This window comes from Cytobacillus oceanisediminis, assembly GCF_004366035.1.
Lineage (GTDB): Bacteria > Bacillota > Bacilli > Bacillales > Cytobacillaceae > Cytobacillus > Cytobacillus oceanisediminis_C.
Map to the genome: position 1 here is coordinate 600,701 of NZ_SOEE01000002.1, position 11,384 is coordinate 612,084.

At 40.8% G+C, this 11,384-nt stretch carries 10 protein-coding genes; 2 read left to right on the forward strand and 8 right to left on the reverse strand.

The genetic code is table 11. The features are described 5' to 3' along the window. Nucleotides 1–32 precede the first annotated feature (32 nt). Nucleotides 33–734, forward strand: coding sequence for a hypothetical protein (locus DFO72_RS07295; protein ID WP_113883908.1), 702 nt, complete (start codon nucleotides 33–35; stop codon nucleotides 732–734). A gap of 116 nt (nucleotides 735–850) precedes the next feature. Further along, nucleotides 851–1,042, forward strand: a complete 192-nt coding sequence (locus tag DFO72_RS07300; RefSeq protein WP_113883909.1) for a CsbD family protein — start codon at nucleotides 851–853, stop codon at nucleotides 1,040–1,042. Between the two features lie 56 nt (nucleotides 1,043–1,098). On the opposite strand, the gene DFO72_RS07305 is transcribed toward DFO72_RS07300, so the two are convergent. The 8 genes from DFO72_RS07305 to DFO72_RS07340 form a co-directional block, all read right to left on the reverse strand. Then, nucleotides 1,099–2,091 carry a C40 family peptidase gene (locus tag DFO72_RS07305; protein ID WP_113883910.1) on the reverse strand — a complete coding sequence of 331 codons (993 nt, stop codon included), beginning with the start codon at nucleotides 2,089–2,091 and terminating at the stop codon, nucleotides 1,099–1,101. Nucleotides 2,092–2,381: 290 nt separating this feature from the next. Beyond that, nucleotides 2,382–4,259, reverse strand: a complete 1,878-nt coding sequence (gene selB, locus DFO72_RS07310; RefSeq protein WP_166672433.1) for a selenocysteine-specific translation elongation factor — start codon at nucleotides 4,257–4,259, stop codon at nucleotides 2,382–2,384. 76 nt (nucleotides 4,260–4,335) lie between these two features. Next, on the reverse strand, nucleotides 4,336–5,139 hold the full coding sequence (coaW, locus tag DFO72_RS07315) for a type II pantothenate kinase (protein ID WP_113883911.1): 804 nt from the start codon (nucleotides 5,137–5,139) through the stop codon (nucleotides 4,336–4,338). Then, on the reverse strand, nucleotides 5,114–5,872 hold the full coding sequence (locus tag DFO72_RS07320) for a TIGR02206 family membrane protein (protein WP_113883912.1): 759 nt from the start codon (nucleotides 5,870–5,872) through the stop codon (nucleotides 5,114–5,116). The genes coaW and DFO72_RS07320 overlap by 26 nt, the downstream gene beginning before the upstream one ends. A 67-nt stretch (nucleotides 5,873–5,939) precedes the next feature. Next, the gene (locus tag DFO72_RS07325) at nucleotides 5,940–6,314 is read right to left on the reverse strand and encodes an SET domain-containing protein (RefSeq protein ID WP_113883913.1); all 375 of its coding nucleotides are present in this window, start codon (nucleotides 6,312–6,314) and stop codon (nucleotides 5,940–5,942) included. Nucleotides 6,315–6,350: 36 nt separating this feature from the next. After that, a complete protein-coding gene (locus tag DFO72_RS07330; RefSeq protein ID WP_113883914.1) occupies nucleotides 6,351–7,028 on the reverse strand; it encodes a diphthine--ammonia ligase in 678 nt (225 codons plus the stop codon). Nucleotides 7,029–7,093: 65 nt separating this feature from the next. Further along, nucleotides 7,094–10,228, reverse strand: coding sequence for an AAA family ATPase (locus DFO72_RS07335; RefSeq protein WP_113883915.1), 3,135 nt, complete (start codon nucleotides 10,226–10,228; stop codon nucleotides 7,094–7,096). Next, nucleotides 10,225–11,370: an exonuclease SbcCD subunit D gene (locus tag DFO72_RS07340; protein ID WP_113883916.1), complete on the reverse strand. Its 1,146-nt coding sequence runs from the start codon at nucleotides 11,368–11,370 to the stop codon at nucleotides 10,225–10,227. The genes DFO72_RS07335 and DFO72_RS07340 overlap by 4 nt, the downstream gene beginning before the upstream one ends. Nucleotides 11,371–11,384 lie beyond the last annotated feature (14 nt).

Sequence of the window (11,384 nt, forward strand, 5' to 3'; positions counted from 1 at the left end):
AAAGTTAGAAAATATCAGAAAGGAGAATGAACATGCTCCGCAATCATACCCCCAATTTGGATAGCCAGATACAGCAGAAAATCACTGAACTAAAATCAGAATTAGCCAAATATCAATCCATGCTCAGCCCCTCTTTTAAAAGAGATGACTCAACAGAAGGCAAAAATAACATAAAGCAAATTACTGAATTGATCAATAAAAATGATATTTTGAGAAAGAAATTGGCTTCATTATCTGAAGAAAATAAAAAACAAAGTTCCTATTTGCATATATTACAGAAGTCAGTTTATGAGCTTCATAATAAAGAATTAACTGAAGAATTTTTTATAAAAGAAGATAAAGACTTGATTTACAAATTAGAAAGCCGAATATATGAGCTTGAATTAGCGTTTTGGGAAATGCATTGTAAAATTGAGAATTTGGAAAGGGAAAATGAAAGACTGATTAAATTACCTGAAAATGAAAATACACTTCACTTATTCCATAAATCAGATTCTGGTGACACCAGCAGTGAGATCATTGTATTAAAGGAAGAAAAGAGACTTGAACAGTTAGTAAGTATAGAAACGAACACAGTAACAGCCTTCAGCAATTCAACGCTTCAAAAAAAATTTTATGATGAAGCTGAAATTATTAACCCTTTAACTGACCGCAATATAGAGCTTGAAAGGGCTATAAAACTATTAGAGGGAAAAATTTTATCATTAGAGAATAAAATGAATCATCAAGAATAACACGCCTTTGAATGGGTCGTGTTTATTTTCTTTCCTTCTCCAATAACCGTTCAGTTTGTTTTAAAATGCTCATTTTGGGTAAATAAGAAGCAAGCAAACACAAGGAGGAGATACTTATGAACAAAGACCAGACAAATGGCAATGTGGACCAATTAAAAGGCGAATTTAAAAAGCAATACGGCAAACTGACCAATAATGAATCCAAAGAAACTGAAGGAAATATGGATAAAGTAAAAGGACAGGCACAGGAAAAATGGGGAGATGCAAAGGAAGCACTGTCAAAGACTTTTAGTGATCGCAGAGATTAAAAAAAAGTACTCAGCGCTGCATTTGAGCGTTGAGTACTTTTTCATGATCAGAATGATTAAAAAGTCGTTTTCGCACCTAAATAACGAGGTTTCCAATATGAATTATTCATATCGCTGATTTCTACACCGCGTGAAGAACCAGCATGAATGAACTTGTAATTGCCAAGATAGATTCCAGCATGTGATGGACCGGACTTGTATGTTTCAAAGAAAACCAAATCGCCCACTCTCGGTGCTGCAACATGTTTTGTCGCGGTCCAAATGGATGCTACAGTACGAGGAATAGAGATTCCCACTTTACCATATACGTAGTTCAGGTAGCCGCTGCAGTCGAATCCGGCAGGTGTGCTTCCTGCCCATTCATAAGGAGAACCAATGTATTTCTTTGCTTCATCGATCAATTCATTCACCTTTGATGTCGTTTGGCCTGCTACCTGTGATTCTGCCGGCTTGCTTGATGCCGTACCAATTACTTTTAGAGTCTGACCGGCATAAATCAAGTCAGAAGAAAGGTTGTTCATTGCCTTTAGTTGTGAAACCGATAAGTTATGGCGAGATGCAATACCTGAAAGAGTGTCGCCTCTTTTGATGGTATAAGATCCAGTGCTTGCAGGAGCAGGAGCAGAAGGTGCAGCAGTGTTAGCCGAACCTTTTACTATTAGCTTTTGACCTGGATATATCGTGTCACTGCTGATTCCGTTTAAACTTTTTAGTGTACTGACGGAAAGGCCATGTGTTTTTGCAATTCCCCATAAAGTATCGCCTGATTTCACTGTGTAGCTGACAGTACTGCTGGAAGACCCGACTGCTGAAGCGTCATGGCTGTGCGGTGCCAGCAGAGTCAGGGCTTGTCCTTTATAAATTATCGATCCTGATATATTATTCCATGTCTTTAACTCTTCAATTGAAAGATTGTTAGAGCGGGAGATTCCCCATAAGGTGTCGCCAGACTGAACTATATATTTATTTTCATGAGCACTTGCTTCTCCATTGAACGGTGTAATCAAAAAACCAGCTGTCGCAGCCATTGTAAGTAGTTGTTTCTTCAAGTTGTACACTCCTTAAATTTCATTGACAACCTAATATTAGTAATAATTCTAGTAAAATCCTATCTGAAAATAATGGACTAATAGGCAGAAACAACCATAATTTCATAGTATTCCCTCGAGTTGTAAATTTGTAGTAAATTTATCCTGCATTTATTGGTGGTAATTTCCAAGATATCAGAAGAAATCGGGTCGTTTATCGTCATATTTCAGATTATTCTAATTAAACTTTTTTCTTCCTAAACAAAAAAATAGATCAGCATTCTTAAGCTGATCTATTTACAGAAAACTCATTAAATCCATATTCTTTTATTTTCTGCTCTGCGTGTAATACCCAAAGAATCAAGCTTTTCGAGAAAAGGAATCATATACTTTCTGGAAAGACCCAAAACTTCCTTTGCATGGCCCACTTCAAATTCAGCATCTGTGCTCTTTTTCAGTTCTTCAACCGCTTCTCTAAAATGATCACCATGCCAATAGTTTTGTGCATCCAGCGGTACGACGATTTCCTGGTCTTCTAAATATCGTTTTAAATCGCCTTTGAGATTCTCAGGAATCCCGGCGGAAGCATAATAATCATCAAAAGGCTTTACTTTATATCCATCTTTTTTTAATTCCGCAAGAAGATTGTCAGTGCGTTTTTGCCAGCTTTTCGGCACATGAGGATAAAAATCTTTATTCTGCAAAAACTGTCCTGTTCTTTGAAATGCACTTTTTTCAATCCCTGAATTTAAAACAAATTCAACCAGCATTTTAGGATATTGATTCTGCATTGCCTGCAGCAATTCTGCTTTATTGGCCCCTTGCTTCATTGGATTTTCCAGGTGGAACTCATTCAGGCGGTCAGCTATTTCTTCTTCTATTGCCTCTTTGATGGCTAATAAAGTGAATTCCTTGCTGTTAACTCTCAGGAAATCTTCTTCATGAAGTATTTCCTTAACCGTCAATTCATCCAGCGAGGTTTTTACTGTAACCTCCGAAAGCGAAAGCACCTTATTTTCTGACAAAGCCGCTTTTATGCGATCTTTCGGTGTCCCTTCTTTTTTCCTGCTTAAGTCCTCAATGGTTTTTTGGCCGAACCGGTATTTTTCACCGTTCGGATCAATCACCCAGCCCCCGCCAACGGTCTCCTGGGGACTCGGCCGTCTTAAAATGAACCTGTCTCCCCTTTTGGCGACGACTTCCTCTTCTAAACGCAGCTGGCAGAGAATTTCTCCTTCTGAATTGGATAATTCATTACGGTCAAAAAAGACGATTTTCCCCATGACCTCAGCTGTACCAATATGGCATTTGATCGGCATTCTCTGTTTGACGATATGCTCTAAATCTCCCACCATTTTTACCGCTACATCAATGGTTTTCGTGACGCTGAAATGCTCAGATGATACAAGGACCTCGCCCCGCTCAATATCCTCCTTCGAAACACCCGAAAGGTTAATGGCTGCCCTTTGCCCTGCAAATGCCGATTTTGCAGGCTGATGATGTACCTGCAGCTGGCGTGCCCTGGTCTCAATACCATTTGGCATGATTTTCAGAAGCTGTCCTTCTTCGACTTTTCCTTCATAAACAGTGCCTCTGACTACAGTTCCCTGTCCTTTCACCGTAAAGACCTGATCGATTGGAAGGCGGAATGCACCTTTTGCATCCCGTGTGTCCTGTTCTTTCAGCGTATGAATAATCAGCTCCTTTAACTCTTCAATCCCTTTGCCTGACAGACTATCTGTTAAAATAAAGGGAACATCTTCAAAAACAGTGCCTTTCAGTTCCTCAAGAATTTCTTCTTTTACAAGGCCGGTGAACTCTTCGTCCACACGGTCAATTTTTGTTATGGCGACAATGCCATTCCGGATCCCCAGAAAATCGAGAATTTCCAGATGTTCTTTTGTTTGCGGCATAACACCCTCATCTGCTGCGACAGCCAGAATGACTAAGTCTATTCCAGCAACACCTGCAATCATTTGCCTGATAAAACGTTCATGACCCGGTACATCCACGACTGAAATTTGAAGTTCCTCATCTTCGTGTAAAGGGGCAAATCCCAGTTCTATGGATATTTGCCTTTCTTTTTCTTCTTTAAGCCTATCTGTATCCACATTTGTTAATGCTTTTGTCAATGTAGTTTTTCCATGATCGATATGGCCGGCCATACCGATTGTAAAATATCTTTTCATCAAATCTGCCACCTGCTTCTTTTTGCATTCTTTTTCCACTGTATCCTGAAAAAAAGAATCTTTCAATCATCTGATTTTATAAAGACAGCATCGCACCTATAGCTCCACAATACGCCCCATTTTGAATAAAGACAGGATTCTTGCCAAGCATGGAGGTATACTTCTTTAAAAGGTGCTTTAACGGTTCATTATACTGAACCGTGCTTCCTATATAAATAATATCGCCAACCTGGTGCTGAACTGAAGCCTGAGTGCTTAGGAGCACAATTGTTTCTGCAATCATGTTTGTTAAACTGGCAGCTTTGTCTTCCTTGCTTACATGATCATCTTTAATTTTCCCAAAATTGCTGGCAGTCAGGCTGCCATCTATCGGTGAGTTGAATGGTGCGTAAATATCTTTAACCATTAAATCTGCATTTTCGGCTTTCCCGCTGCATGCCAGGGAAACAAACGCGGAAAAATCTTTTTCACCTGTCAGCAATCTCCCCAGGCCCATCAATGTGCCACCGCCGATTCCGCTCCCGGACACTCTTGAGATTCTCCCGCCGCTGTTCAGGCAAATTGAAGTTCCTGTGCCTATACTTATTAAGAGAAATTTTTCATAAGATAAACCATCTTTCTTCATAAAATAGGATGCACCCATACCGCTTGACTCAAATTCAGGAACAATCCGGGAATTTTGAAAAAACTCATTTTTAAGGTATTCAGCCTTCCCGCCTGTCAAGGCAATTGGCGCATCAGCAGCAGTCATTTTCAGCCAATTCATAGAACTGTACAACTCATCAATCGAATAGCTTTTGTAATGAATTTGACCTTGTTCTTCAAAAGCCATTTTCAGCAGAGAACCTCCAGCATCAATTCCTATTTTTGCAGGTTTCATGCAGATTCCGCCTTTCCTTTCCAGCTTTATCTTTTCCAATCATTTTGAATGGCAGCAGCAATAATAAAAACAGGAATAGTGCCGCTATTTCCATTGTTATTATGTAATAAGGGTGAGGTCCAAAGTAATCTATTAATGATGGATTTACCGGCTTACGGGAAAGGAACATATAATTTCCTCCTGTTAGCTTGTTTGCGAAAAATGCCGCTGCTGCACAGAAATTCAGGAAGATAAAAGCTTGGAACAAACCCTTTCCTGTTGGTCTGAATTGATGAACAAACACGAAATAAAGGCAGGTCCAAACAATTAGATTATGGGTAATAAAAAATTGAAAATAGCGAAAATGAGGAAAGCCTAGAAACATCTCAGGAGTTAGAATCGCCATTAATGCCCCTGTGACTCCAATGTAATAGACAATCTGGAAGACAGTCTTAGATTTCGTTGCCAATAATAACAGGCAAAGAACTAAGCTTATGGAGCAAAGCTGAAGCGGCAGGGTGAAGGAAAGGTCCCACTTCCCTCCATGATAAAGCCAGAGATGGTAAAGCAGTTCCAATGTGAAAAGCAGAAGAAACATATACAGCCTGAATTTATGATCAAGCCGGTATAACCCTTTTCTGAATATGAATAAAAGTACAGCTGCTGCTGCAAACAAAACGACCATGGCAATATGAGATGCGGAAAAAACCATAAAAGGGAAGGCTTTATAATCATGAGAAAATACTCCGGACAAACTATTCTCTCCCTTCCGGGCTGGAGACTGCTCTCCAGGCCAGGGAAAGAATCAGTCTCCAATTAAATTATTTATTGAACCAAAGGGGATCATCATTATCAGCTTCCCCATTATAATTAATCAATACCTCTTCACCTGCTTTAATGTCCCTATAGGCGAAAAAGTCAAAGGTATGATTATCAAAATTGATATCATATACTGCATTTGGCTTGTAGGAATGGTTGAAAAGCATCCCATAGCCTAATAAAATAGCGCTGTGATTTTTCCCGTATTCAAACGCATAATCAGCCAGAGCGGTTTTTTCAATATGCTGATGCTCTATGTTTGGATAAGGAAGAACCGGAGCCTCATGAATCAGTTCACCCTTCTTGATATCACGAGTAGCAAAGACTCCTCTATTATGTTCGCCATCGCTTACTGCTGATGTCTTAATTTCGATCATTTCATTACCTGCACATTCTCGTCAATGACGTATTTTTTATTTTTCAGCGAGCCTAAATTCACCAAATTCCAATTTCTTTGTGGTCTCAAGCTGAATCACTTCAGGAGAGTACAGCTCTATGCTATTAGAAAATAGCGGACCGTCATATACAAATGTATGATACTCACCTGATTCACCCATCGGACAAACAGGCTTATCTTCAATTTCACTTACAAAGTCATGATTAAGTTCTTTGCCCAGCCAGGAATTATCCAATACCTCTTCCCGAACCCTTATGACTTTGGCTTTATACCCTGATTCCACAAAGGCCTTTAAAGCCTTAAGACTATCTTTCTCCTCCATCCATAGAGGATATACCGCATCCAATCCTGCTTCGGCCGCTGTTTTTTCTCCCCATTCGCGGTGCCCATCCAAGTAGAGATCTCCATATGCAATGCCTGTAATCCCATATGTATCTTTTATTTTTCTTAAATCACTTACGAAACGCTCTGAGTAATCTTCAAAGGTACAATAAATAAACTCTGCAGGTATGGATAAACTTTTAGCCTGAAGCTGGATTAATTCCTTTTTTTCACCATGCCCAAAGGTTCTGCCAATTTCCTGCGGAACCGTTGTCAGAAGGCATACAACCTCGTACCCCTGTTTTATCAGCACATCTAGAGCCAGACAGCTGTCTTTGCCGCCGCTCCATGATAAAACTACTTTCTTCCCCAACAGTCATCACCAACTTTAATAGTATGGGAAAAAGGATAGAAGGTCTATCCTTTTTCCCCTGAATCCTAATTTAAAAATTGAAACTGTGTACGGCTTCCTGTCTGGCTTGCAGTTACCTCAAGACGTGCATCAATTCTTTCCTTCAGCTCAGGAACATGAGAGATGATGCCTACAAGCCTTCCGCTGCTTTGAATTTCGATCAATGCTTCTATTGCCTGGTCTAATGATTCGGGATCAAGTGTCCCAAATCCTTCATCAATGAACATCGTCTCAAGGGAAACGCCTCCTGCGTATTGCTGCACCACGTCTGCCAGACCAAGAGCAAGTGCAAGCGCTGCTTTAAAGCTTTCCCCGCCAGATAAAGTTTTAACATGCCTTTCCTGCCCAGTGTATTGATCGAACACAAGTAATTCCAGGCCGCTTTGTGCGTTACCCTTTGACCGGTCAGTTTTTCGAAGCAGCATATATCTACCGCTGGTCATCTTTGATAAACGTCCGTTAGCTTCCCTCAGTATATCATCTAAAAATGCCGCCAGGACAAATCGTTCAAAAGTAATTCGGTAAGTATTCTGCCCTTTTGAAATTTCATACAAGTGCCCAATTACTTTGTACCTTTCCTCAAGGGCTTTCATATTTTGATTTATATCTTTGATTTTTTGCATAGTCTCTTCATTTTGTTTTTTCTTCATAAACAGATTTGTATATTGATCCTGCAGCAGTTTCAATTGATCATCTGTTTCTTGCAATAATAGCTGTAAGCTTTCCAGGTCAGGTTTTTCAATCCCTTCCAAGAGCTGCATTAGCTCAGTGTACCGATCATGAACAGAACGGACTTCTTCCCGATATTCCCTTACTTCAACTTCAAGCTGCCTGATTTGATCTTCTGATTTTTTGGCATCCCGGTATTCTCCGTAGATTTCAAAGCCCTGGTCTTTCATGCGCTGCACAAAATTCTGCCTTTCGGCTGCAAGCTTTTCCTCAATTTTAACAGCCTGCTTTTGAAGTGTCTCCATCTTTGCCTGTTCAGCCATATGGACCGACTTTGCATCTTGATAATTCTGCTGGGCTGTTTCCAGCTGCCTTTGCATTATTTCAAGTTTCTCAGCAGCCGTTCTCAAACTCGACTCGTAAGCTTCAATAGACCGCAGGTTTTCAGGAATCGTGTCCATCATCCTCGCCAAGTTGCTTCTTTTTTCCGCATGCAAAATGGCTGCGTCATTTAGTTGGTCTTGCAGCCGGTCAATTTCTGCAGCTAGTGCTTCTTTCCTCTGCTGTGTTTTTTCCAATTCAGCAGTACAGTTTTCCAGCATGGAAGATTTTTTCTTCAGCTCAGCATGTAGTGTCAAAAGATCCTTTTTTTGATCGGCAAGAGTATTTTTCATTACAAGCAAACTTTCTTGTTTAAAGTCAGGACGGTGTTTTTGTATTTGGGCGGTCAGTTCAGCCAATCCACTCTCGCTGGAATTCATGCGGGACTGGGCTTCATAAAAAGCAGACTCCGCTTTCGCTTTTTCGGCTTCAATTTGAACTGCCTGTTTTTTTGCTTCCTTCAGGTCTTGCTCATCCGGTATATCATGTGGAGATACAGCCGGAGTGGGATGGTGGTCTGAGCCGCAGACCGGACATGCCTCCCCGTTTTGGAGCCTGTCTGCTAAGATTGCTGCCTGTCCATGAAGCCACTTGCCCTCCAGTTGCTCCACAAGCAGTTTGGCATCAGTCAGCCTGGACGATGTCTGATCAAAATAATCTCTCTTATTGTTGAAGGCATTCATTGATAATTGATGCTCTTTATGCAGCTCTTCATATTTATGAAGCCGTTCTATTTCGTCTGCTAGTTTCTCCAGGTTTCGTTCATTCTCCATCTGTGCAAGCTTGCTCTTTTCAATGTCCTGCTTTTCTTCAGTCAGTGTTTTTATTTGCTGATCAGCTTTTTGATGGGCTTCATCTTTCTGTCTTTTTTGAAGCCTGAGGTTTTCAAGATTTTTTTCAAGAGAACAGACCAGCTTTTCCACTTTTGCATAAGAAAGAATGTCCTCTTTCATACTTTGCAGGTGACTAACCTGTTCGGCAGCCTGTTTTCTTTCTGCCTCGCGGTTCTTTTCAGTTTCCCATTTATCTTGCTTTTCTTTTAATAGTGCTTCAAGAGTGCCTAAATTTTTCTGAAGCTCATGAAGATCGGCATGTGCTGCATCCAGATCTTTCTTCAGTTCATGACAGAGCTGCTCCTGCTGATTGAGCAGGGCTGCTTTCTGGGCAAGAGCTATGGCATTCTCTTTTGCAGTGTATTGATCCCTTAGCCCTTCCAGCTCTTCTTTCCTTTGCTTTAGCTCTTCTTTCGCCTTCAGCTGTTTGAGCACCATTTCAGCTTCATAGAGCTTTTGCTGAAGATGATCTCTCTCTTCCTTTTTTTTCCTGCCTGCTTCTGTCAGCTCAGCAAGGCCAACTGCCATCTCCTTAACTTCCTCTGCAAGAAGCGGCATGAGCAGGGTGTCATTGACACTTCCTGCTTCGAGGTAAGATTTCAGCTCCTCGCTATATAAAGCCTGCACCTGATTAAAATACTGATCTCTCAGTTTTATCTGTTCTTCTACCGTTCTTTTTAATTCAGTTGCATCTTCTTTAAGTTTTTCTTCTATGCGCTTGTATATTTGAGTATGGAATAACCGCTGAAGAATGACTTCTTTATCCTTGCTTTCAGAAGTTAGGAGCTTTCGGAACTCTCCCTGGGGAATCATCAGAATTTGCCTGAACTGATTGCTGTCAATGATCATAATTTCTTTTATCTTTTCATCAACATCCCTGACATTTGAAGCAAGGAGCTTTTGCTCTCCATTTTCACCATACATATAAAGTTCTGCTTTGGCGCTTACTGTCGTCGTGCCATCGCCGCGCTCTTTTTTCTTTTCCTGCTGAGGAGATCTTGTAATGTAATACCTTTTATTTCTTAAAATGAATTCGAGGGAAATCTCGGTTAATGTATGATTTTTCGCAAACTGGCTTCGAAGTTCAGAGCCATTCCGATCCTCCCCGCTTGCCTTTCCATAAATCGCGTAGCTGATGCCGTCAAAAATAGTGGTTTTGCCTGAACCCGTCTTGCCGGAGATGACAAACATGGTCCGATTTCCAAGTTCCGTAAAATCAATGCTCTCACTGTCTGCGTAGGGTCCAAACGCCTGCATCGTTAATTTTAATGGCTTCATTTCAGCGCCTCCTCCCTCAGCACTTTTTCAATCACATCGGTCATAACCTGCTGTTTATCTTTTGTAAATTCGGAAGTGGTCATTTGTTCATAGAATTGTTTAAACAGATCAAGCTCTGACTTTTTCTCTTCCTTTATCGATAGGAAAGAGCTTTTTTTCTTTATATCTGTAACGGCTATCCTTCTTTCAAGGTGAAGAACATTCGGGTAGACCTGTCTCAGCTTATTAATTGGATCAAGCAATGCGCCTTCATCAAAAAGGGTGATTTTCAGATAGTCATCAAGGTTCTGTTTTTCATAGAAAGCTGGATCCATCAGTTCATCAAGATGCCCTTCTATCTCTCTCAAGTCTTTTTTGGGCTTAAGTGAACGGGTACGCAAGGCAAATTCGCCATTTTCCTTCATTTCTACAATAGAAACGGATTTCTCCTGTTTAGCTTCGGAAAAAGAATATTTTAATAGGGAGCCTGAATAGCGGATCTTGTCATGCTTTATGGCATCAGGACTATGCAAATGTCCAAGTGCCGTATAGGAGAAAGGATCAAAGCAGCTAGAATGGACACAGCCTGATCCTCCGACAGAGAGTGTCCTCTCCGAGTCACTGGTAGCTCCGCCCAGAACAAAAGCATGTCCGACAAGAACGTTCGGTTCATTTGGGTTCAGGTACTGTTCAATTCTGTTCACAATTGCCTTCATTGCATCATCATGGGAGTGCACACGGTCATCATCAAGCAAATGCCTGACCATTCCGGGTTCAGCATACGGTACCAGATAAAAGTTCACACCATTAATATGTATGGGCTTAAAATCATCTACCAGTTTTCCAGACAAGTAGAACTTGCTTTGTTTATACCAGGAGCTTCCAAAGGATAGCCTTTCAGCGCTGTCATGGTTTCCGCCTATTGCAACCACAGGTGTATTGAGCTCTACATTTATTTTAAAAAGAATTTCATTCAGCAATTCTACAGCATCAGTCGGAGGTACGGACCGGTCATATAAGTCTCCTGCAATAACGACTGCATCCGGCTTTTCTTCCTCTACCACGTCAATAAATTGATGCAAAAAATGACGCTGATCTTCGGTCATATATACACCATGGACCAGCTTGCCCAAATGCCAATCAGCGGTATGGATAAATTTCATATCTAACACCCTCT

Bases quoted from the DNA above. Each gene is read 5' to 3' on its own strand.
- DFO72_RS07295 (WP_113883908.1), top strand. From the start codon at position 33: ATGCTCCGCAATCATACCCCCAATTTGGATAGCCAGATACAGCAGAAA.
- DFO72_RS07300 (WP_113883909.1), top strand. From the start codon at position 851: ATGAACAAAGACCAGACAAATGGCAATGTGGACCAATTAAAAGGCGAA.
- selB (WP_166672433.1), bottom strand. From the start codon at position 4,259: ATGAAAAGATATTTTACAATCGGTATGGCCGGCCATATCGATCATGGA.
- coaW (WP_113883911.1), bottom strand. From the start codon at position 5,139: ATGAAACCTGCAAAAATAGGAATTGATGCTGGAGGTTCTCTGCTGAAA.
- DFO72_RS07325 (WP_113883913.1), bottom strand. From the start codon at position 6,314: ATGATCGAAATTAAGACATCAGCAGTAAGCGATGGCGAACATAATAGA.
- DFO72_RS07335 (WP_113883915.1), bottom strand. From the start codon at position 10,228: ATGAAGCCATTAAAATTAACGATGCAGGCGTTTGGACCCTACGCAGAC.
- DFO72_RS07340 (WP_113883916.1), bottom strand. From the start codon at position 11,370: ATGAAATTTATCCATACCGCTGATTGGCATTTGGGCAAGCTGGTCCAT.